The following is a 23,368-nucleotide window of genomic DNA, read 5'->3' on the forward strand; positions in this document are numbered from 1 at the left end:
CGTGCAATGGCTACAGCTAGATCTACAGTTTTTTTCCGGTGAGAAGACAGAAAAGGCGACCCCGAAGAAGAGGCAGGACGCAAGAAAAAAAGGGCAGGTGGCGAAAAGCCAGGATGTTAATACGGCTGTAACTCTCCTTGCACTATTTTTGCTCTTAATGATTACAGGGCATTCAATGCTGCAATCGATGCTTGATTTATTCCGCCATTCATTTCAGGATCTGATGCTGCTGGAAATTTCCGAGGAAAATATTCAAGTATTAATGGTTGGTATTTTAAAGGACATGGCTGTCATGCTTGCTCCGGTAATGGGAGTCGCCCTGATTGCTGGTATGGCATCCAACATTGGTCAGATTGGTTTTATGTTTTCTCCAGAATCAATCCAATTTAAGCTAGAAAAACTCGATCCAATTAAGGGTTTTAAACGTATTTATTCAATGAGAGCGATCGTAGAATTGCTTAAGTCCATATTAAAAATAACTTTTGTAGGGCTTATTACTTTTTTTGTTATCTGGCAAAGGATGGACGAAATATTAATTCTTTCACAAAAGTCTGTTTATGCTGCTATAGCAACCTTGGCCGATATTACGGTAAGTGTAGGACTCTATGCTTCAGGTGCGCTTTTGTTTTTAGCAATGCTGGATTTTTTGTATCAGAAGTATGACTTTGAAAAAAGCATCCGGATGTCAAAACAAGACATTAAAGATGAATATAAAAATATTGAAGGCGATCCATTAATAAAATCGAAAATTAAGCAAAAGCAACGGGAAATGGCTATGCAAAGGATGATGCAGGAAGTCCCCAAGGCAGATGTTGTCATAACCAACCCAACTCACTATGCGATTGCTTTAAAATATGATGAATCAAAGCAAGAAGCACCCTATATCGTTGCGAAGGGTGTAGATTTCATGGCCCAGAAAATTAAGTATGTTGCCAAGGAAAATAATGTCATTCTAATGGAAAACAGGCCTCTTGCCAGGGCGCTTTATGACCAGACGGAAATAGGACAGGCCATACCCGAGGAATTTTTTAAAGCTGTGGCAGAAATTCTAGCTTTTGTTTACAAGTCAAAAGGAAAAATATAAGACATGATTATTTTTAATTTTTTCATTTTAAAAGAGTTTGAAAGTTTATGAGCGCAATAGAGAAGACAGAAATTAATGATGAAACTGTCGGAGGGCGCTTGCGTTTATAAGTAGGTATAACTATTAAACAAGTACAGATGTCTAGCTCCAGCGCCCAGCACCTCGAGGTCATAAGCCCAGCGATTCGGAAGGCAGAAAGCGCCTTCTGTCAGCGCTTGACTTATGCTTGTCGGGGGCTCAAAGGAGGTGGTCAGAACGGCGTTGCCATAGGACGTGGCGAACGTAGCCGTTCTACCTCTTTCAGGCCGCTTGCGCTTTTCTTAGTAAGGGGAGAAGAAAATGTCAGCAAGAGATTTATCAGTAATAATAAGCGTTATCATGATAGTTGCTATGCTGATCGTGCCTTTGCCTACATGGCTGATAAGCATATTAATCCTATTTAATATTTCTCTTGCCCTTATGGTATTGCTTACGTCAATGAATATGAAGGAGCCGCTTGAATTTTCCATATTTCCATCTTTGCTACTTCTGCTAACACTTTTCCGTCTTGGGCTGAATGTTTCCACAACCCGTGCGATTCTTACACACGGGGATGCTGGAGGCGTTGTCCATACATTTGGAACGTTTGTTGTCGGCGGGAATGTAGTGGTTGGTATGGTCGTGTTCCTAATTTTAATTATCATACAGTTTATCGTTATTACCAAGGGGTCTGAAAGGGTATCTGAAGTAGCAGCCCGATTTACCCTTGATGCAATGCCAGGTAAACAGATGAGCATTGATGCTGATCTTAATGCGGGGATGATTTCTGAAAAAGAAGCCCGTGAGAGGCGTGAAAAGATTAGCCGTGAAGCAGATTTTTATGGTTCTATGGATGGTGCAAGTAAATTTGTAAAAGGAGACGCCATCGCTGGGATCATCATTGTTTTAATTAATTTGATATTTGGAATGGTTATTGGAGTTATGCAGTTGGAATTAACCCTGGCCGAGTCAGCGCAGAGATTCACCTTGCTTTCAGTTGGGGATGGTATTGTCAGCCAGGTTCCGGCATTGCTGATTTCTACAGCGACGGGTATTGTGGTTACCAGGGCTGCTTCCCAGGGTAATCTTGGTGAGGATATTACCTCTCAGCTGTTTGCGTTCCCTAACATGCTTTATATAACTGCAGCCGTGATTTTTCTGCTTGGATTATTCACACCAATTTCCGATCTGTTGACATTGCCAATCTCTCTGCTAATTGCCGCAGGAGGTTATGTAATAAGCCGGACTCCGGTTAAGGATAAAGAAGATTTGCAAGAAATTGAGGAAGAAATGGAAACGGATGAAATGAAAAGCCCGGAGAGTGTTGTCAATCTGCTTAGTGTCGATCCGATTGAATTTGAATTTGGCTATGGGCTTATTCCGCTCGCAGATGCCAATCAAGGCGGAGACCTTCTTGATCGGGTTGTCATGATCCGTAGGCAGCTGGCTATCGAAATGGGACTTGTTATCCCAGTTGTCCGAATTCGTGATAATATTCAGCTCAATCCGAATGAATATCGGCTTAAAATTAAGGGCAGTGAATTGGCGCGCGGCGAGCTCCTTCTTGATCATTATCTTGCCATGAGCCCTGGGATGGATGATGATTCGATCGAAGGCATTGATACGGTTGAGCCATCTTTCGGCCTGCCAGCAAAGTGGATTGCCGAGGATATGAAGGAGCATGCTGAAATGATGGGCTACACAGTGGTGGATCCGCCAAGTGTGGTCTCCACACATATTACCGAAATTATTAAAGCAAACGCTCATGAATTGCTGGGACGCCAGGAGACGAAACAATTGATTGACCATCTTAGGGAATCAGCGCCAATTCTAGTAGAAGAAGTGACACCGAACCCGCTCACAATTGGCGAAGTGCAAAAAGTATTGGCGAAGTTATTAAAGGAAAAAGTTTCAATTCGAAACCTGCCAATCATTTTCGAAACACTGGCTGACTATGGCAAGGTAACAAGCGATACAGACCTGCTGACAGAATATGTACGGCAGAACCTAGCCCGGCAAATCACAAACGCTTTTGCTTCAGGGGGAGAGAGCTTGAAGGTAGTTACCCTATCCGGAAAAGTTGAAAAGCTAATTGTGGATGGAGTGCAGCAAACGGAGCATGGAAACTATCTTTCACTGGATCCAAATGATTCACAATCTATATTAGAATCCATTGCAGGAAAACTTGAGGAATTGGCGCTGATGGAACAGACACCAATTCTCTTATGTTCTCCCGCTGTCAGGATGTATGTAAGGCAATTGACGGAGCGATATTTTCCACAGGTGCCGATACTTTCCTACAATGAACTTGAATCAAATGTTGAAGTACAAAGCGTTGGGGTGGTGAATCTGGAATGAAAGTAAAAAAATATGTTGCCCCCTCTATGTCTGAGGCAATGAAGAAAGTACGAACCGAGTTAGGAAACGATGCGGTTATCCTTAATTCAAAGGTGATATACTCTGGAGGATTTTTAGGATTATTCAAAAAAAGAAGTATTGAAGTGATTGCTGCAATCGATCATGCCGAAGAGGCTGCAGTAAAGACTGTCGTAAAGGAAAAGAACCGCAAAATCCCAGAAATTAATCACAAAGAGATTCAGCCGGCCGCCACTGCATATGGCCAAATTCCTGTTTCTTTTCCTGCTGGCTCTCCTGAGGTATTAAAGGAATTGGCGGAATTAAAAAGCATGATGCATACAATTCAAAAAGGCGGAACTGGCAGCCATACCCTCAAGTATCCAGAACCGCTCCAAAAAATGGATGATCTGCTGGCCAAACAGGAAATTGAGGAAAGTATCCGGTCAAATGCTATGCAGCAGTTGCTTGAAAAATGGTTTCATACAAACGGTTCCGCTTCCGAAGCACAATTAACAGGTTGGCTGGGTGAAATATTAGTAAGCGTAATAGACTATCAAATTCCTGAAAAAATGTTTGATAAGAAATATATCAATGTTGTTGGCCCGACTGGAGTCGGAAAAACTACGACACTTGCAAAAATAGCTGCGTTGACAATATTAAAACAGAACAAAAAGGTAGCTTTTATTACCACGGATACTTATCGCATTGCAGCAATTGATCAGCTAAAAACATATGCGAAAATATTAAACGTTCCCATCGAGGTAGCATACAACCTGGAGGACTTTAAAAAAGCAGCTGAAAAATTTGCACATTATGACACTGTTTTCATTGATACAGCGGGACGGAATTTCCGAAATCAGAATTATGTAAGAGACCTAAAGGAAATCATCGACTTTGAACGGGATATGGAAACATATTTGGTTCTTGCGTTGACCGCTAAACTGACCGATATGGAAGAAATATACCGCCAGTTTTCCATTATCCCTGTCAAGCAAGTAATATTTACGAAAGCAGACGAAACTGCTTCATATGGTTCTATGGTGAATTTTATCCATAGGAACTCGGCAGGGGTAGCTTACCTAACAAATGGCCAAAATGTCCCTGATGATATATTGGAAGCAACGCCGCAATCCATAATAAAAACAGTGCTTGGAGTCGAAACCACATGAGGGATCAAGCTGAAAGTCTGAGGAAAAAGCTGCAATTCCAGCAAAATAATAAAATAGCAAAAACGATAGCCGTAATAAGTGGAAAAGGCGGCGTGGGAAAATCAAATTTTACATTGAATTTCTCCATTTCACTTTCAAAAAAAGGGCATAGTGTCCTGATTTTTGATATGGACATAGGCATGGGGAATATTGATATTTTAATGGGGACTAGTACGGAACGAACTATTGTGGATTTTTTTAATAGGGGCATTCCGCTTGCAGATATTATAAGCAGCGGTCCCGATAGAGTCTCATTTATAGCGGGGGGATCGGGACTTTCCAATTTGTTTGAATTAGAAGATGAAATGTTCGAACGGTATTTGGCAGAACTGGAAGAAGTTATGCAGCGCTTTGATTATATCATTTTTGATATGGGGGCAGGAATCACCAGCGAATCTTCAAGGTTTATCCTCTCTGCTGACGAATTGTTCGTCATAACAACTCCCGAACCTACATCAGTAATGGATGCCTATTCTATAATGAAGTATCTGGTTTCGGTAAACCCGGAAGTGGAGCTATTCCTGGTATGTAATAGGGTCCAGGATGAGAAGGAAGGAAAAGAAACGGTTAAGCGGCTGCAAAACGTACTCTTTAAGTTTTTAAACAAACAAGCAATACCGCTTGGTTATTTACCCGATGATAAAACGGTCATGAAGGCTGTATCCCGTCAGGTTCCTTTTTCAATATTTAATCCAAACTGTGATGCTGCCATTTCTCTTGAACAATTGACCCAGCGGTATGAGAAAAGTTCGTTCAAGGAAGATATTTCGTTAAGAAAAAATAATTTTCTTGGAAAATTAAAAAACTATTTCCTTGGAAGGCAGGCTTAACATGAAGAAAATAAGAGTACTGGTGGTAGAGGATTCAGCGTTCATGCGCAAGCTGATTACGGAATTTTTATCGGAAAGTTCCCAAATTGAAGTCATCGGGACGGCAAGGAACGGTCAGGAAGCGATAAAAAAAGTCAAAAATGAAAGTCCAGATGTCATTACGATGGACATTGAAATGCCTCTCATGACCGGCATTGAAGCATTGAAAATTATTATGAATGAAAATCCTACTCCCATTATTATGCTTTCAAGCCTTACCAGTGAGGGAGCGGAAAACACAACCCTGGCAATGCAGTATGGCGCTTTCGACTTTATTGCCAAACCCTCAGGCTCTATCTCCTTTGACTTACATAAAGTAAAGGACGAATTAATTGAGAAAGTGGTTGCAGCAAGCAGGGTTAATGTCGAAAGATTACAAAATAAAACAAATAACACAGAATCGGCACTGTCAGATTTATCTAGTTATAGTACAATAGGATCGTTAAATAAGAGAATCATTACTAAAATACCTGCAAAAAAAGGGGATTCTGGGAAAAAAATTATTTGCATAGGGACTTCGACAGGCGGCCCTCGGGCTTTGCAGCAAGTTCTTACTGCTTTGCCCAGTGATATTGGTGCTCCTATCCTGGTTGTGCAGCATATGCCTGCTGGATTTACTAAGTCTTTGGCCAGCAGGCTTGATTCTCTTTCCGAAATCAGGGTGAAGGAAGCTGAAGCAGGAGAAATTATCCAAAATGGAACGGCATATATCGCCCCGGGAGGTTTTCATCTAAAGGTAAAAAAAGTCGGCATGAGCCTTGCGGTGGATATTGATCAATCAGAGATAAGAAATGGGCACCGGCCATCGGTTGATGTTATGTTTGAATCCATTAGCAATCTGTCGGATTACATGAAAATCGCTGTAATAATGACGGGGATGGGAGCAGATGGTTCAAAAGGATTGGTGGAACTGAAAAGAAAAGGCCTGGTCAAGGCAATTGCCGAATCACAGGAAACTTCAATTGTCTTTGGGATGCCAAAAGCAGCAATTTCGACGACAATGGTGGATAGTGTTGAGAATGTTCAAGATATTGCCGCTGCTATTGTAAAATATTGTTAAATCTGAGAGGTGTGGAATTATATGGATATGAATCAATACCTGGAAGTTTTTATTGAAGAAAGTAAAGAGCACCTTCAAACGTGTAATGAACAATTATTAGAACTTGAGAAAAATCCTTTGGATCTTAAAATAGTTAACGAAATTTTCCGTTCAGCACATACCCTGAAAGGGATGTCAGCTACAATGGGCTACGAAGATCTCGCAAACTTAACACATAAAATGGAAAATGTACTTGATGCCATTCGAAATGAGAAGATTTCTGTAACCTCCGAGGTTTTTGATGTATTATTTGAGGCTGTTGATCACTTGGAAGAGATGGTTATGTCAATTGCGGAGGGCGGTGACGGAAAACGTGATGTAGCGAAGGTAGTGAACCAGCTCTTATTAATAGAAAAAGGAGAATCTCCAGTAAATGTTGCTGCCAGTTCTGAAGTATCAGCTGCTGTGGCAGTCCTTGCAAACGAATCGGGTTTAAAATCTATCTATGATGAATTTGAATTGACAGTATTAGAGCAATCGAAGGAGCAGGGATTTGAAAGCTACGAGATATCTGTTTCCCTAAGGGAAGATTGCTTGCTTAAGGCAGCTCGTGTGTTCATGGTTTTTGAGGTGCTTGAAAAAGTCGGTGAAGTTATTAAATCCAATCCTCCTGCAGAACAGTTAGAAGAGGAGCAATTCGACTCAGCTTTTCATGTCACAATCGTTACGAGGGAAAGTGCTGATGATATCCAAAAGAAAATTCTGAAAGTCTCAGAGGTAGAAACGGTTGAAGTACATACAATTTCATTAAACGAAATCCGCAGTTCTTTAAACAATGACAGCGAACAACAAGCGCCGGAAGTAAGTAATATTGTCCACCCTGCTGTACCTGAGACTAAAAAACTAGCAGAACCGGAAGCAGCTAAAAAGACCAGCACATCAAAGCAAAGTTCCAGCAAGACTATCAGGGTCAACATTGAGCGGCTTGATATTCTAATGAATCTGTTTGAAGAGCTGGTAATTGATAGAGGAAGGCTTGAACAAATTTCGCGGGAGCTGAATAATCAAGAGCTTCATGAAACTGTTGAAAGGATGTCCAGAATCTCAGGTGACCTGCAAACGATTATCCTGAATATGAGGATGGTCCCAGTTGAAACAGTATTCAACCGCTTCCCTAAAATGGTCCGCCAGCTCGCACGGGATTTAAATAAAAAGATTAATCTTGAGATTATTGGTGCTGAAACAGAACTTGACCGTACTGTTATCGATGAAATAGGCGATCCCCTTGTTCACCTGCTCAGAAACGCAATCGATCATGGCGTCGAAACTCCAGAGGTTCGCAAGGCCAGCGGCAAGGATGAAGAAGGAACGGTTGTCCTTAAGGCTTATCACAGCGGGAATCACGTCTTTATTGAAATTGAAGAAGATGGTGCAGGAATCAGCCGGGAACGTGTTCTGAAAAAGGCAATTTCAAAAGGGATAATCTCTGAACAGGCGGCAGCATCTTTGCCTGATAGGCAGGTTTATGAGCTGATCTTCGCTTCCGGATTCTCTACTGCTGAAAAGATTTCTGATGTATCCGGACGCGGTGTCGGTTTGGATGTTGTCAAAAGTACTATCGAATCACTGGGTGGAACTGTATCAGTTGATTCAAAAGAAGGAACGGGAAGCATTTTCTCTATTCAACTGCCGCTGACATTATCAATCATCTCTGTCATGCTGGTTGAGATTCAAAAAGAGAAATTTGCAATTCCCTTGTCCTCGATCATCGAAACGGCAATCGTAAAAAGGGAAGAAATCCTTAATGCCCATAACCAGAAGGTAATTGATTTCCGCGGCAAGGTTGTCCCGCTTCTCTTCCTGAAGGATATTTTTAAAGTTCCTGTATATCAGGATGATGATGAATACTATTCCGTTGTGATTGTCCGTAAAGGAGATAAAATGGCCGGACTTGTAGTGGACTCATTTATCGGCCAGCAGGAAATTGTATTAAAGGGACTCGGAAATTATTTGAACAGTGTGTTTGCGATATCAGGAGCAACAATACTTGGTGATGGCCAGGTAGCGCTTATCGTTGATTGCAATGCGTTAATAAAATAACCGGATTGCCTCGATTAGAATACTGAAGGAGGAATAGCGATGTCGATCCATACGTCAGTTGCTGATTTAAAAGTGATTGTTTTCCAATTAAAGGGTAAAGAGTATGCAATCCCGGTCAGCCAGGTGCGTTCCATAGAGAAATTACAGCATATAACCCGGGTTCCAGGAACCGTTCCTTTTGTAAAAGGCGTTATTAATCTGCGGGGTGTTGTGACTCCCATTATAGATTTGCGGTCACGGTTTGAGTTAGAGGAAGCAGAGCATTCAGACACCACACGTACGATAATTGTAGCTTTAGAGGATATGGAAGTAGGATTGATCGTCGATTCTGCAAACGACGTAATTGATATTCCTGCTGACAACATCGAACCGCAGCCTGATGTGGTAGGAACGGTTGAAGCTGAATATATCAATGGTGTTGCTAAGCTGGAAAAAAGGCTGCTTATATTAATTAATCTTGAAAAGGTGTTAAACCCGGATCAGTTAAAGGAATCTACAGGGGCAGAAGGATAAGAAAATGACTTTTATTAACAAAATATCATCGATTCATTTAGATATTTTAAAAGAGATTGGTAATATCGGGGCAGGACATGCAGCTACTGCGCTTTCGACCCTTTTGAATAAAAAGATTGATATGAATGTTCCAAATGTCCGGATCTTATCCTTTGATGAAATGATGGAGCTTGCCGGAGGACCTGATAATGTAGTAGCAAGTGTTTTTTTGCGGATAGATGGGGAAGCTCCCGGCAGTATGTATTTTATCCTTTCGCTTACACAGGCCAGCCATTTTATTAAACAAATGACCGGAGAGGATGGGTTTTCCTTTGATTCGGTTCCGTATTCTGAAATATCCGTTTCCGCACTTCAGGAATTAGGGAATATTTTGTCTGGCTCATATTTATCCTCTTTGTCAGACTTTACAAATCTTAATTTGTATCCTTCCGTTCCCGCCCTGAGTATTGATATGGCAGGTGCTGTATTAAGCCATGGGTTGTTGGAACTTTCACAGGTAAGTGATTATGCGATTGTAATAGATACCGAGTTAACTGATCAAGAGGAAGCTAATTGTGTGGATGGGCATTTTTTCCTTTTGCCTGATCCAGATTCCTTTGAGATTTTCTTTGCATCCTTAGGAGTGCCTGCAAATGATTAACTCCATAGAAGTTGTAAAAGTCGGTATCGCGGATATGAACATCGTCCGTGCTCCTCAGCTCATTCGGACTTCTGGCCTTGGCTCATGTGTTGGTGTCGTCATCTATGACCAGGTGCAGGAACTCGCAGGGCTCGCCCATGTGATGCTTCCCGAATCTTCCCTTGCAAAAAATGGAGATTTGAATATTGCAAAATACGCGGATACAGCCGTAAAGGAATTGGTAAACCGGTTAATTAGGCAAGGGGCTAGAGCGACAGCACTGAAGGCTAAAATAGCCGGTGGTGCTCAAATGTTCCAGTTCGCTTCCGGCAACGATATGATGCGTATTGGTCCGCGTAATGTCGAAGCTGTAAAGAAAGAATTGCTTTTCCTGAAGATCCAGATAGTTGCAGAGGATGTGGGAGGAAGCAGTGGAAGAACAATTGAGTTTAACACCAATACCCAACTGCTTAATATTCGAACTGTAAACAAAGGGGTTATGGATATCTGATGGCAGGGTCAATCGTGTTTAATTTGAGTTTTAGCCTTTTTGGCTTTTTTCTCTACTTTCTTTTATCCTTTAATGAAAAATCTGCGAATCGGGCCGCGATTGAATCGCTTATTGCTTTCATTGCTTTTTTCGTTGTTTCATACATAATTAGATGGATGGCCGGTTACGCTCTTGCCGTGAAAGCCACAGAATCTCCAGCTGAGCATAAAGTTGAAAGTCATGCAGAAGATCCGGCTAACGAAGTGATTCAAAATCTGCAAGACCATCCTGCTTCGATAGAGGATACCGAAAAAGTGACGGAGTATGTGAAGCATTTATTAAAGGAAGGTTCATAATCAGCAAAGTTATTTCCAATAACTATGCTGATTTTTTTATGAAAATAATGTAATGTAAGCAGGTCGGAAATTAAACACATACATTTCCAAGTTAAAGTTGCTTACTACAGGGAACTTTTCCCTTTATTATAGGATTTTGGTTTCATTGTCTGTTTTTGTTATAATAGAAGCAGATTGATAGAACGCTAATTAGCTGTTACCAATGTTAGGAGGAATACCATGTCTCAACTGACTACCGGAGAAGAGCAGTTACAATGGAGGAAATGGATCGACTGCCGTGACCCACAAGCAGGAGACATCTTGGTAAAAAAATATATACCGCTTGTTTCCTTTCATGTTCAACGAATTTCTGTTAATCTCCCAAGGAGTGTGAGCAGGGACGATATCAGAAGCCTGGGGATGATGGGTCTCTTTGATGCTCTTGAACGTTTTGATCCAGACCGTGATTTGAAGTTTGATACATACGCATCATTTAGAATCCGCGGAGCCATTCTTGATGGGCTTCGGAAAGAAGACTGGCTTCCAAGGAGCGCAAGAGAGAAGGCAAAGAAAATTGAAGCGGCAATTGAAAAGCTTGAACAAAAGCATATGAGAACCGCCACTCCACAGGAGATTGCCGATATGCTGAATCTTCCTGAAGAAGAGATCTATTCCACTTTAAATGAGAATTTTTTCGCTAATATATTATCGATGGACGAAAATCCTCAGGAGCAGGATGAAAAGGAGCACGGAAAATTCAGCTTAAAGGACGAGAAAGCTGTTTTACCTGAAGAGAACCTTTTAAAGGAAGAGCTATATGAACAGCTCGCACGAGTAATTACTACTTTAAATGAAAAAGAACAAATGGTGCTTCAATTATTTTATAAAGAAGAGCTAACCCTGACCGAAATTGGTCAAATACTGAGCTTGTCTACATCAAGGATTTCTCAAATTCACTCACGGGCTATCTTTAAATTAAGAGCTGCCATGGAGAATGCCATGAAATAGGGGAATGCATCACAATATAAAATTGTGATGGCATATTCTAGCCCCCTTTTAGTCCTAAGTATGCAAAATTGAACTATCACCTGGAGTCAGCAGTGAAGCTTTTTCTAAACAGGGTGAAGTTAACTCGAATCCTCTGTAAGGGAAGAATTATATGAGCCTAAAAAGCATTGAGATGCAAGTGGCCCTACCAAGAACATACGATGCAAGTAAGCTGCAGGAGCAGCTTCAGCAGCGCGGGCAATTGATGCATGATAATGCAGCTAGGGAAATGCATAAGGAAGATAAGAAAAAAAGGACCACTGTTATGAAGCAGAAGGCTAAAGAAAGGCCGGGATTTCCCAACGAAGACCAGTCTAATGGGAGCTACTCCGGTGATCAATCAAGAAAACAAAAGAAAAACATCAAGGAAAAAAATCATAACCATCCGTATAAAGGAAATAATATTGATTTTTCCGGATAGAGGGAATATATGTCAGCCATTGTAATAGCGTTTAGCATCATATTAAATGTAATAACAATTTTTGCTGTGATAATTTTGTACCTTCGGCAAAACAGGCTGGCCAGTCTTGAACAAAAACAACTGAACTCCCAGAATGAGATAGAAGAGATCCTGGCTGGATTTATGATGGAGATGAAGGAGGAAAATGAACAGCTTGTTGCGAAAATAAAGGAATTTAAAAAGGAAGAAAATCAAGTGAGAACAGGTAAAAGCAGCCTTGGTTCAGTTCGAATCCCTCCGGAACAGGCGCATGCAGCCGAATTGAGAGATGCTCCCGGGCAAATCAGAGAACACTCTATGGTAAGTAAGCCGATTTCAGCATCAAAGGTTCAGGTTTCGAAGAAAAAAGCTGCAGTAGCCTATAAAACAAATCCAGGTCCAGATAAAAATGAAGCGGATCAGGAATTTGTTTTTCCTGTCCAGACCGAAGACCTGCTGGAGATTTCAAGCATAACGGAAGAGCCTACTCAGCCTAAGGATGCTCAAGACCAAACGCAAACTATTGAATCATCCCAGCATTTTAGGCAAGCTCTGCAAAATGAGCTGGATCAGCATAAAAAAAGTGAATCGGTTAATCAAAGTGCGGCCGAAAAGGCTGTATTACTCTATAAACAAGGGAAATCGATCGAAAACATTGCTAAAAAGTTAAACAAAGGTAAAACAGAAGTTGAGCTTTTGCTGAAGTTTCATCGATAAATCACAGGATATTGCTTGATTGTTTCTCGGGGATATGCTATATTATCTCTTGGTGTTAATACACACGCTTTGTAATTCAGGCAGATGGTGCTATCTAAGATAGTTTCTGTCTGGAAATGACCATAGCGGAGGAAAACAAACCTAGGAGGAAACAAAATGTCAGTAATTTCAATGAAACAATTGCTTGAAGCTGGTGTGCACTTCGGACACCAAACTCGCCGCTGGAACCCTAAGATGAAGAAATATATCTTCACTGAGCGTAACGGCATCTATATCATCGACCTTCAAAAAACAGTTAAAAAGGTTGAAGAAGCTTACAACTACGTTAAAGAATTAGCTGCTAACGGAGGAACAGTTCTTTTCGTTGGTACTAAAAAGCAGGCTCAAGAGTCTGTAAAAGAAGAAGCTATCCGTTCTGGCATGTACTATGTCAACCAACGCTGGTTGGGTGGAACGTTAACAAACTTTGAAACAATTCAAAAGCGTATCAAACGTCTTAAAGATATCGAAAAGATGCAAGAAGATGGAACGTTCGATGTACTTCCTAAGAAAGAAGTAATCCAACTTAAGAAAGAATTAGAACGCCTTGAAAAATTCTTGGGCGGAATTAAGGATATGAAATCTATCCCTGACGCTATTTTTGTTATCGACCCACGCAAAGAGCGCATCGCTGTTGCGGAAGCTCATAAGCTGAACATTCCACTTGTTGGGATCGTTGATACAAACTGTGATCCGGACGAAATCGACGTAGTTATTCCTGCAAACGATGATGCAATCCGTGCTGTTAAATTATTGACAGGCAAAATGGCTGACGCTATTCTTGAAGCAAAGCAAGGCGAAGAATTGGCTACAGCTGAAGAAACAGAAACTACAACTGCTTAATGCAGCAAAAAGGTGATAAGAGGATAAGGCCTTTTATCACCTTTTTTTGAAATTTTTGTTAAAAACGTCCGGTTTTTGGCAAAATGAAAAAGGACTAAAAATATTTACATAATACAAATAGGAGGAATAACTCAATGGCTATTTCTGCACAAATGGTAAAAGAACTTCGTGAAAAAACTGGCGCTGGCATGATGGATTGTAAAAAGGCGCTTGTAGAAACTGATGGTGATATGGAAAAAGCGATCGACTTCCTGCGTGAAAAAGGAATCGCTGGCGCTGCGAAAAAAGGCGACCGTATTGCTGCTGAAGGTTCAACATATATTCAAGTTGAAGGAAATGAAGCAGTTATCCTTGAAGTAAACTCTGAAACAGACTTTGTTGCGAAAAACGAAGGCTTCCAGGTACTTGTTAAAGAATTAGCTGCACATCTTTTAACAAATAAGCCTGCAAATGTTGAAGAGGCTCTTGAGCAAACAATGGAAAACGGCAATAAAGTTGCTGACCATATCAATGCTGCAATCGCAAAAATTGGTGAAAAGCTTACTCTTCGCCGCTTTGAGATCAAAACAAAAACAGACAGCGACGCATTTGGTGCATATCTTCACATGGGTGGAAGAATCGGCGTATTATCTGTTCTTGAAGGGACAACTGATGAAGCTGCTGCTAAAGATGTTTCTATGCATATCGCAGCTATCAAACCGCTTTATGTTTCTCGTGAACAGGTTTCTTCAGATGAAATTGAGCGTGAGCGTCAAGTATTGACTCAGCAGGCACTAAATGAGGGCAAGCCGGAAAAAATCGTTGAAAAAATGGTACAAGGCCGTATCGGAAAATTCTACGAAGAAATTTGCCTTGTTGACCAGGCATTTGTTAAGAATTCTGATCAAAAAGTTGGCGAGTTTGTTAAATCACTTGGTGCTACTGTTCAAAGCTTCGTCCGTTATGAAGTAGGAGAAGGCATTGAAAAACGCCAGGACAACTTTGCTGAAGAAGTAATGAGTCAGGTTAAGAAAGACTAATTCGCTGTTATTTGCCTATTAATAGGGAACACAATTGTGTTCCCTATTTTTGAACAATCAGCAGAAAGAAATAACAACTCCCGCCATAATATTAGGTTATGCCAGGTTTGCGAAATGATTTTACATAGATGGAGGTTCACATGGGTAACGCGAAATATAAACGTGTCGTATTAAAGCTAAGCGGCGAAGCATTAGCCGGAAGCGAAGGATTTGGAATCAATCCTTCTATTATTAAATCCATTGCAGAACAAGTGAAGGAAGTTGCAGAGCTGGACGTTGAAGTTGCGGTGGTAGTAGGCGGCGGAAACATCTGGCGCGGCAAAGTCGGAAGCGAAATGGGAATGGACCGGGCGACAGCAGATTATATGGGAATGCTGGCTACGGTAATGAATTCCCTGGCCCTTCAGGACAGCCTGGAGCAGCTTGGAATTGAAACACGTGTTCAGACATCTATTGAAATGAGACAGGTTGCTGAGCCTTATATTAGGCGGCGGGCAATCAGGCATTTAGAAAAGCAGCGAGTAGTCATTTTTGCCGCTGGAACAGGTAATCCGTACTTCTCAACAGACACGACTGCTGCCCTGAGAGCTGCTGAGGTTGAAGCGGATGTCATCCTGATGGCCAAAAATAATGTCGATGGTGTCTATAATGCAGACCCGGTAAAAGATAAAAACGCAGTAAAATATGAGACTCTATCGTACCTTGATGTTTTAAAAGAAGGCTTGGAAGTAATGGATTCTACAGCTTCATCCTTATGTATGGATAATGATATACCATTGATTGTATTCTCGGTAATGGAAAAAGGAAATATTAAGCGTGCCGTTATGGGCGAAACAATCGGAACAATCGTAAGGGGGAAATAAACGTGCCAAAACAAACAGTTGCGAATACAAAAGAGAGAATGGAAAAAGCAATCCAGGCTTATACCCGTGAGCTTGCAAGCATTCGCGCAGGTAGGGCCAACTCATCGCTGCTTGATAGAGTAACAGTTGATTATTACGGAGCACCGACTCCGATCAATCAATTGGCTGGTGTTTCTGTACCGGAAGCACGCATGCTTGTCATCCAGCCTTATGATAAAACAATTTTAGGTGAAATCGAAAAAGCTATCCTCAAATCAGACCTTGGATTAAACCCTTCAAACGATGGTTCTGTGATTCGGATTATCATTCCAGCATTAACGGAAGAACGACGTAAGGAGCTTGTCAAGGTTGTTAAAAAGGAAGCTGAGGAAGCTAAGGTAGCAGTTAGGAATGTCCGCCGTGATGGAAATGACGATCTAAAGAGATTGGAAAAGAACGGCGAAATCACCGAGGATGATCTTCGCGGCTACTCAGATGATATCCAGAAGATGACAGATCAATATATCAGCAGAATTGATGATATTACGAAGGATAAAGAAAAAGAGATATTGGAAGTATAAAGCATCCTCAGAGAAACTAAGGAGCGGCTATCTCATTAACCATATAACTAGCTTCTTGTCGAAAAAAACCCTGTCGTTTATTTGATGACAGGGTTTTCGTATTCTAAGAGCTTTAACTTTTTCATAATAATAATAGGAGATGCAGTTATTTTTTGTTATTATAGTATAGATTGAACTTTACATATAGAAGTTTTTTTGTTTTTATTTACGAGTAAGACCTATTGGGGGACTATAGTATGTATTCAATTTGGAAGCGTTTGTTCAAAAAAGATGCTTCTTTGGGATTAAATGAACGGATATTGCAGGCAAAAGGCTTCAATGCTCCGGCTCATATAGCAATTATTATGGATGGCAATGGGCGCTGGGCGAAGAAGCGTGCCTTGCCGCGGGTAGCCGGTCACCATGAAGGCATGAAGGTAGTTAGAAAAATAACAAGGTTATCAAACAAACTAGGGGTCAGGACACTGACTTTATACGCTTTTTCTACGGAGAACTGGAAACGCCCTAAATCGGAAGTCGATTATTTGATGAAGCTGCCCGAAGAATTTCTGGGAACATTTCTCCCTGAATTGATTGAGGAGAATGTTCGGGTGCAAATGATCGGTGATGAAACAGCCCTGCCTCTACATACCCTCAAGGCAATTGAAAAAGCAAAGCTGGATACACGAAATAATGATGGGCTGATATTAAACTTTGCATTAAATTATGGCAGCAGGGCAGAAATCATTAACGCTGTTAACCAAGTCTTAAGTGATGCAAAAAGTGGTATAATAGATGGTAAAGTTACCGAGGACGCCTTTACGAATTATTTAATGACCGAAGGACTTCGGGATCCTGATCTGCTTATCAGAACAAGCGGTGAAATCCGTCTCAGCAATTTCATGCTCTGGCAGCTGGCTTATACCGAATTTTGGTTTACAGATGTCCTATGGCCAGATTTTAAAGAAGAACATTTTTTAGAAGCTATAGAGGTTTATCAAAGCCGCTCACGAAGGTATGGTGGAGTTTAATATTCTTGATGGATTTAACAAGTTTATATGTCTAGCTCCAGCGCCCAGCAACTTCTTTTCGTAGAGAAATAAAGTCCCGAAGCCCATGATATACCAGAGCTTATCAACGTTCTTTTTGTCAGGAATAGGGTCTGGACAGCGGTGCCGCAGAACGTGGTACCTTAGCTGTCTTTTTGCCTGGGCGCTTGCGCTTTTCTTTTGAAGGTGAGGATTCGTATAAATGAAGCAACGCATTGTTTCGGGAGTTGTTGCTGCTGCCATTTTTTTACCTATTGTTATATATGGCAAGCTCCCATTTTTGTTTTTGGTATTTTTACTTGCTACAATTGGGTTATATGAATTATTTCGTATGAAAAAGCTTCCTGTCCTTTCAGCTATTTCTGCAGTTTCCTTTCTGTTGCTATGGCTGATATTGCTTCCAGAGCCTTTTTCGGACTTCCTGGATGAAGCGGATTATTCAAAAACACATGTTTTATTTTGGGGCATATTGCTGATGCTGATTTTTTCAGTTGTTTCAAAAAACCAGTTCACTTTTGATGATGCCGGTTTTGTAGTCCTTTCGGTTTTATATTGTGGATTGGGCTTTTATTATTTTTATGAAACAAGGCAAGAAGGCTTAATATATGTATTCTTTGCACTGTTTTCAATATGGGCAACCGATTCAGGCGCCTATTTTATAGGACGTTCTATCGGTAAACGAAAGCTTTGGCCTGAGATCAGCCCTAATAAGACTGTTGAAGGTTTTCTTGGAGGGATCCTCTTCTCATTAATTGTTGGAGCGATTTTCTTCCTATTCACTTCGATTGATATTTCCGCTGCAAAATTATTTGCCATGAGTGTCCTTATTGGGATTTTTGGACAAATGGGAGACCTTGTTCAGTCAGCGTATAAACGTCATTACGGTGTCAAGGACTCAGGAAACCTAATTCCAGGACATGGAGGAATATTGGACAGAATGGACAGTATGATTTTTATTTTGCCACTGCTTCATTTGCTTCATTTGCTATAACATTGTACAAGCAAACACGTAAAACATAGGAGCGGTTTCGCACCCTGTTCCTTCACGGTGTAGTTTCTAAGGGCTATCACAATTTGTTTGAGGAGCTAACTGTATCGCAACCTAAGTTAGCTTAACATTGTAGCCAGGTTCTGGTTAAGGACTTTGATCAGGTGCTAGATATTCCTTTATGATTAAATGTTAACTTAATTGGATTAGCCTATTTTAGCAGCATCCCGTTCCACAGTACCTGCTATTGCTGGTTCGGAGGTTTGGCCAAGTGCCATGACAACCTTGGTAATTAGCAAATCACTTCTGCATGCCTGCCCATACTATTTCGCATTTCTAACAGGTATGTTGTTTTACTTATTGTATGTATACTAGTGTCTCGCTCCAGCGCCCAGCCCCGACGCACAGGACGTGGCTTTCAAGCCGGCCTCGAGGTCATAAGCCAATCGCTCCGGAAGGCAAAAAGCGTCTTCTGCCAGCGCTTGTCTTATGCTTGTCGGACTTGCACAGGACGTGGCGAACTTAGTCGGCGTTCCTTTTGTCAGGCGGCGCAGCCACAGGGAAAGGATTGCTACGGCAGCGAAACATCGCACGAAACAAAGCGTCAGCTTTGTGAGGACGTGGCGAACTTAGCCGTCCTTCCACTAAAGGGTGCATGCGTATTTCAATTAGGGAGTTGTTTTTTTGAAGAAGATCAGTTTATTGGGAGCAACCGGGTCAATTGGGAGACAAACGGTTGATGTTGTCCGGGAGCACTCCGATCAATTTCAGATTGTTGCTTTATCCGCAGGGAGAAATTTAGGATTATTAAGGGATATAGTATCCACTGTTAAGCCCAGCATGGTATCCGTCCAGTCAAAAGAAGACTGTACAGCCCTTCAGGCGGAGTTTTCTCATCTTGATATTACTTTTACGTACGGGAGCGATGGATTGGCAGAGGTAGCCACCTACAGTGAGGCGGAAGTTGTGGTAAATGCTGTGATTGGAAGTGTTGGACTTGAGCCTACTTTAAAGGCAATCGAAGCTGGCAAGGATATTGCGCTTGCCAATAAAGAAACGCTGGTTACCGCAGGTCATCTTGTTACCAGTGAGGCCCGAAAGGCGGGAGTTAAGCTGATTCCTGTAGATAGTGAGCATTCAGCCATTTTTCAGGCACTTCAAGGCGAGCAGGAAAAAGATATTGAACGATTGGTTATCACCGCTTCTGGAGGCAGTTTCCGTGACAGGAACCGTGCAGAACTCGAAGGGGTAACAGTAGAAGAAGCATTAAACCATCCCAACTGGTCCATGGGTGCAAAAATCACTATTGACTCTGCATCAATGATGAATAAAGGCCTGGAAGTGATTGAAGCACACTGGCTGTTTGGAATTGATTACGATAAAATCGATGTGCTTCTCCATCGAGAAAGTATTATCCATTCAATGGTGGAATTTCAAGACACCAGTGTCATTGCTCAGTTAGGGACACCTGATATGCGAGTGCCGATCCAGTATGCACTAACTTTTCCTGAAAGAATGCCGCTCCCATCAGCAAAGCGTTTGAATCTCTCTGAAATTGGCCGTCTCCATTTTTCGAAAATGGATTTTGTACGGTTTCCTTGCTTAAAATATGCTTATGACGCTGGCAGGACTGGCGGTACAATGACTACCGTCCTAAATGCTGCAAATGAGGAAGCAGTTGCCGCTTTCCTTAAGGGGAAAATTTCTTTTCTTGACATTGAGAGTTTGATCGCCAACGCTTTGGATTGGCATCAGGTTATCTACAACCCAGGATTAGACGCCATTCAAGCTTCTGATTCTGTAACAAGAAATTATATTCAAACTTTATTAAAATGAGGTGGTTAACAGGTGCAATCTTTGGAAACGGTGATTTCCTTCATAGTAATTTTTGGGGCTCTGGTGTTTTTCCATGAACTAGGACACCTAGTCTTTGCAAAGCGCGCCGGCATCCTCTGCCGGGAATTCGCGATCGGGTTTGGTCCTAAGGTTTTTACCTTCAAAAAGGGTGAAACAATTTATACAATCCGGCTGCTTCCCCTTGGCGGATTTGTCAGGATGGCAGGCGAAGATCCGGAAACGGTTGAAATTAAACCGGGTCACCGAGTTGGATTGCTGCTCGATAGGGAAGGCCGGGTTCAAAAAATTATTGTCAATAACAAAGAAAAATACCCAAATGCTGTTATTATTGATGTGGAAGCTGCCGATCTTGAACATAAATTAAGAATTGAAGGATACGAAGAGGGCGATGATAATTCGTTGCGCTCATACTCACTCCTTCCTGATGCAGTAGTGGTGGAAGATGGAGTCCCAACCCAAATTGCTCCGTATAACAGGCAGTTTGCTTCTAAAACACTTCTACAACGGACGATGGCCATTTTTGCCGGACCGATGATGAACTTCATTCTGGCAATTGTAGTATTTATCATTATTGGATTGTTCCAAGGTGTTGTAGTAAATGAGGCCAAGCTTGGAAAGCTAACCACCGACGGGGCGGCTATTGCCTCAGGGTTAAAGGGAGGAGACTCAGTCCAATCCATCAACGGGCAGGAGGTCAATTCCTGGGCTGATATCCAAGAAACGATTCAGCAAAACCCTGGCAAAGAAATAGAATTTGTGGTTGAGCGGGATGGCAAAACGCTTGAAGTTCCTGTTACACCTAAGGAAATTGAGCGGGAAGGAGAAAAAATTGGGGTGATAGGTGTCTATCCGCCGGTTGAAAAATCTCCTTTGAAAGCTATCTCATATGGTTTTACAGAAACATATTTTTGGACAAAACAAATCTTCGTGATGCTTGGACAGCTAGTGACTGGGCAATTTTCTATTGATGCACTGTCAGGCCCTGTTGGAATATATGTTTCAACAGAGCAAGTTGCAAAGTCTGGCTTTTTCTACCTAATGAAATGGGCTGGGGTGCTTAGCATTAATCTAGGCATCATGAACCTCTTACCAATACCTGCTTTGGATGGCGGAAGACTGATGTTTTTCCTGGTGGAAGCTTTGAGAGGAAAGCCTATCGACAGGCAAAAAGAAGGATTGGTGCATTTTATTGGCTTTGCCTTGCTAATGCTGCTGATGCTGGTTGTAACATGGAATGATATTCAGCGGTTTTTCTTATAGGAACATGAAAAGTAGCCGGACTTGGGGCGATATTTTTCAAGTCCGGTTTCTTATTGGCGGATGAAAAGTTTGTATTTATTACAAATTGCAGAGTAGTTGGAGGCTAACCAGGATTATCTTTCGGCTTTTACCAGACACGCCAATCGGCTATAATTTTAAAAAGATCTTTTTCGGACTATTTCATAAGAGGTGCTAATAAATGAAGCAAAGTATGACGTTAATCCCGACTCTAAGAGAGGTACCGGCGGATGCAGAGGTAAAAAGCCATCAACTGCTTCTAAGGGCCGGTTTCATGAGGCAGAATTCCAGCGGGATATATAGCTATCTGCCTTTAGGCAGGCAAGTATTGCAAAAAATTGAAGCAATTGTACGTGAAGAAATGGATGGAGCAGGGGCTGTTGAGCTGTTAATGCCTGCTTTGCAGCAAGCTGAACTGTGGCAGGAATCCGGAAGATGGTATACATACGGACCGGAGCTTATGAGAATGAAGGACCGCCACCAGCGTGATTTTGCTCTTGGTGCAACTCATGAAGAAGTAATTACCAGCCTTGTTCGTGATGAGGTTAAATCTTATAAGCGCTTGCCTTTGACGCTTTACCAAATCCAAACGAAATTCAGGGATGAAAAACGTCCACGGTTCGGACTGCTTCGCGGACGTGAATTTATTATGAAGGATGCATATTCCTTCCATGCTAATCAGGAAAGTCTTGATGAGGTGTACAATAAATTATTTACTGCCTATTCAAATATTTTCCGCCGTTGCGGCCTAAATTTCAGGGCAGTAATCGCTGATTCAGGTGCAATGGGTGGTAAGGATACTCATGAATTTATGGTTCTTTCTGATATTGGAGAAGACACTATTGCTTATTCCGATACATCTGATTATGCTGCTAATATTGAAATGGCGCCGGTTACGGCCACTTATCAGAAAGCTGATGAGCCGTACCGGGAATTGGAAAAGGTTCACACTGAGAACCAAAAAAGCATTGAGGAAGTATCTTCATATTTAAAGGTAAGCCCGGAAAGCTGCATCAAGTCCCTGCTTTTCCGTATAGACGAAAAGCTGGTTCTGGTTCTCGTGCGGGGGGACCATGAAGTTAATGATATTAAATTGAAAAATTTGTTTAACGCAGGAACAGTTGACTTGGCGACTCCTGAAGAAACAAAAGCAGCGATGAATTGTGCTGTTGGATCACTGGGCCCAATTGGTTCAGGAGATAACATTGAAATTGTGGCAGACCATGCGGTTCGTGCGGTAGTAAATGGTGTCTGCGGTGCAAACCAAGAGGACTTCCACTTTGTGAATGTGAATTCAGACCGGGATTTCTCACATGTGAAATTTGAAGATCTCCGTTTTATCCAGGAGGGCGATCCGTCCCCGGATGGCGAAGGGACCATTAAATTTGCAATGGGAATCGAGGTTGGGCATGTTTTCAAGCTGGGAACAAGATACAGCGAAGCGATGCAGGCAACATTCCTGGATGAAAACGGGCGTACTCAGCCAATGATCATGGGATGTTATGGAATTGGAGTTTCTCGTACTCTTGCGGCAGTTGCTGAGCAATTCAATGATGAAAAAGGATTGGTCTGGCCGGCAAATCTTGCACCGTTCCAGCTGCACATCATTCCTGTTAATATAAAAGATGAAATACAGTCGTCATTGGCTTCAGAATTATATAGCAGTTTGAAGGTTAGTGGCTATGAAGTATTGTTCGACGACAGGCAGGAAAGACCTGGCGTGAAATTCGCAGATTCAGACTTAATTGGAATTCCTGTTAGAATCACTGTCGGCAAAAGAGCAGCTGAGGGTATTGTGGAAATGAAGATCCGTAAGACCGGTGAGGTCCTTGAGCTTCATAAAGATGAACTCCCTGCTGTTATTGAAAAGTTCATTTCGAATCGATAAGATTATATTAATTAATACATTCGATCCCTGCCCTTATTTTGGCGGGGGTTTTTGATTTCCAGTAGTGGCTGCGGTGTATTGGATATTTTTGCAGTCATGTTTTTAGGATAAACCATCTAAGAATTTTAATTGGGTATGGTATAATTACCTCTGAATTAAAAGAGATTTT

The 23,368-nt window shown here is 41.7% G+C and carries 22 protein-coding genes; all 22 read left to right on the forward strand.

Annotated elements, in window-relative coordinates:
- Position 1: 1 nt before the first annotated feature.
- The 22 genes from flhB (at position 2) to D0469_RS02075 (ending at position 23,199) form a co-directional block, all read left to right on the forward strand.
- Positions 2–1,084 (forward strand): flagellar biosynthesis protein FlhB, encoded by a 1,083-nt coding sequence (gene flhB, locus D0469_RS01970; protein ID WP_117324984.1) that lies wholly within the window; start codon positions 2–4, stop codon positions 1,082–1,084.
- Between the two features lie 339 nt (positions 1,085–1,423).
- Positions 1,424–3,460 carry a flagellar biosynthesis protein FlhA gene (flhA, locus tag D0469_RS01975; protein WP_117324985.1) on the forward strand — a complete coding sequence of 679 codons (2,037 nt, stop codon included), beginning with the start codon at positions 1,424–1,426 and terminating at the stop codon, positions 3,458–3,460.
- Positions 3,457–4,629: a flagellar biosynthesis protein FlhF gene (gene flhF, locus D0469_RS01980; RefSeq protein ID WP_117324986.1), complete on the forward strand. Its 1,173-nt coding sequence runs from the start codon at positions 3,457–3,459 to the stop codon at positions 4,627–4,629. The genes flhA and flhF overlap by 4 nt, the downstream gene beginning before the upstream one ends.
- Positions 4,626–5,498 carry a MinD/ParA family protein gene (locus D0469_RS01985; RefSeq protein ID WP_117324987.1) on the forward strand — a complete coding sequence of 291 codons (873 nt, stop codon included), beginning with the start codon at positions 4,626–4,628 and terminating at the stop codon, positions 5,496–5,498. Before flhF ends, D0469_RS01985 begins: the two co-directional genes overlap by 4 nt.
- A gap of 1 nt (position 5,499) precedes the next feature.
- Positions 5,500–6,597, forward strand: coding sequence for a protein-glutamate methylesterase/protein-glutamine glutaminase (locus tag D0469_RS01990; protein ID WP_117324988.1), 1,098 nt, complete (start codon positions 5,500–5,502; stop codon positions 6,595–6,597).
- Between the two features lie 21 nt (positions 6,598–6,618).
- Positions 6,619–8,676, forward strand: a complete 2,058-nt coding sequence (locus D0469_RS01995) for a chemotaxis protein CheA (protein WP_117324989.1) — start codon at positions 6,619–6,621, stop codon at positions 8,674–8,676.
- 39 nt (positions 8,677–8,715) lie between these two features.
- On the forward strand, positions 8,716–9,189 hold the full coding sequence (locus D0469_RS02000) for a chemotaxis protein CheW (protein WP_117324990.1): 474 nt from the start codon (positions 8,716–8,718) through the stop codon (positions 9,187–9,189).
- A 4-nt stretch (positions 9,190–9,193) separates the two neighbouring features.
- Positions 9,194–9,829 carry a chemotaxis protein CheC gene (locus D0469_RS02005; RefSeq protein WP_117324991.1) on the forward strand — a complete coding sequence of 212 codons (636 nt, stop codon included), beginning with the start codon at positions 9,194–9,196 and terminating at the stop codon, positions 9,827–9,829.
- Positions 9,822–10,319: a chemotaxis protein CheD gene (locus tag D0469_RS02010; protein WP_117324992.1), complete on the forward strand. Its 498-nt coding sequence runs from the start codon at positions 9,822–9,824 to the stop codon at positions 10,317–10,319. The genes D0469_RS02005 and D0469_RS02010 overlap by 8 nt, the downstream gene beginning before the upstream one ends.
- Before the next feature lie 14 nt (positions 10,320–10,333).
- Positions 10,334–10,654, forward strand: coding sequence for a hypothetical protein (locus D0469_RS02015; protein ID WP_142919146.1), 321 nt, complete (start codon positions 10,334–10,336; stop codon positions 10,652–10,654).
- Between the two features lie 219 nt (positions 10,655–10,873).
- Positions 10,874–11,641 (forward strand): FliA/WhiG family RNA polymerase sigma factor, encoded by a 768-nt coding sequence (locus D0469_RS02020; protein WP_117324994.1) that lies wholly within the window; start codon positions 10,874–10,876, stop codon positions 11,639–11,641.
- A gap of 151 nt (positions 11,642–11,792) precedes the next feature.
- Positions 11,793–12,101, forward strand: a complete 309-nt coding sequence (locus D0469_RS02025) for a hypothetical protein (protein WP_117324995.1) — start codon at positions 11,793–11,795, stop codon at positions 12,099–12,101.
- 9 nt (positions 12,102–12,110) lie between these two features.
- Positions 12,111–12,836: a DUF6115 domain-containing protein gene (locus tag D0469_RS02030; protein WP_117324996.1), complete on the forward strand. Its 726-nt coding sequence runs from the start codon at positions 12,111–12,113 to the stop codon at positions 12,834–12,836.
- A gap of 156 nt (positions 12,837–12,992) precedes the next feature.
- Entirely contained in the window at positions 12,993–13,718 is a 726-nt protein-coding gene (rpsB, locus tag D0469_RS02035; protein ID WP_117324997.1) for a 30S ribosomal protein S2, read from the forward strand.
- A 134-nt stretch (positions 13,719–13,852) separates the two neighbouring features.
- Positions 13,853–14,737 (forward strand): translation elongation factor Ts, encoded by an 885-nt coding sequence (gene tsf / locus D0469_RS02040; RefSeq protein ID WP_117324998.1) that lies wholly within the window; start codon positions 13,853–13,855, stop codon positions 14,735–14,737.
- A 140-nt stretch (positions 14,738–14,877) separates the two neighbouring features.
- Positions 14,878–15,600, forward strand: coding sequence for a UMP kinase (gene pyrH, locus D0469_RS02045; RefSeq protein ID WP_117324999.1), 723 nt, complete (start codon positions 14,878–14,880; stop codon positions 15,598–15,600).
- 2 nt (positions 15,601–15,602) lie between these two features.
- Positions 15,603–16,160 (forward strand): ribosome recycling factor, encoded by a 558-nt coding sequence (gene frr / locus D0469_RS02050; protein WP_117325000.1) that lies wholly within the window; start codon positions 15,603–15,605, stop codon positions 16,158–16,160.
- A 236-nt stretch (positions 16,161–16,396) separates the two neighbouring features.
- Positions 16,397–17,170 (forward strand): isoprenyl transferase, encoded by a 774-nt coding sequence (locus D0469_RS02055; RefSeq protein ID WP_117325001.1) that lies wholly within the window; start codon positions 16,397–16,399, stop codon positions 17,168–17,170.
- 220 nt (positions 17,171–17,390) lie between these two features.
- The gene (locus tag D0469_RS02060; protein ID WP_117325002.1) at positions 17,391–18,179 is read left to right on the forward strand and encodes a phosphatidate cytidylyltransferase; all 789 of its coding nucleotides are present in this window, start codon (positions 17,391–17,393) and stop codon (positions 18,177–18,179) included.
- Between the two features lie 681 nt (positions 18,180–18,860).
- On the forward strand, positions 18,861–20,012 hold the full coding sequence (locus D0469_RS02065; RefSeq protein WP_117325003.1) for a 1-deoxy-D-xylulose-5-phosphate reductoisomerase: 1,152 nt from the start codon (positions 18,861–18,863) through the stop codon (positions 20,010–20,012).
- Between the two features lie 21 nt (positions 20,013–20,033).
- Positions 20,034–21,293, forward strand: a complete 1,260-nt coding sequence (rseP, locus tag D0469_RS02070) for an RIP metalloprotease RseP (protein ID WP_117325063.1) — start codon at positions 20,034–20,036, stop codon at positions 21,291–21,293.
- Between the two features lie 199 nt (positions 21,294–21,492).
- Positions 21,493–23,199 carry a proline--tRNA ligase gene (locus D0469_RS02075; protein WP_117325004.1) on the forward strand — a complete coding sequence of 569 codons (1,707 nt, stop codon included), beginning with the start codon at positions 21,493–21,495 and terminating at the stop codon, positions 23,197–23,199.
- The last annotated feature ends 169 nt before the right edge of the window (positions 23,200–23,368 follow it).

Source organism: Peribacillus saganii, from assembly GCF_003429095.1.
GTDB classification, from domain to species: domain Bacteria; phylum Bacillota; class Bacilli; order Bacillales; family DSM-1321; genus Peribacillus; species Peribacillus saganii.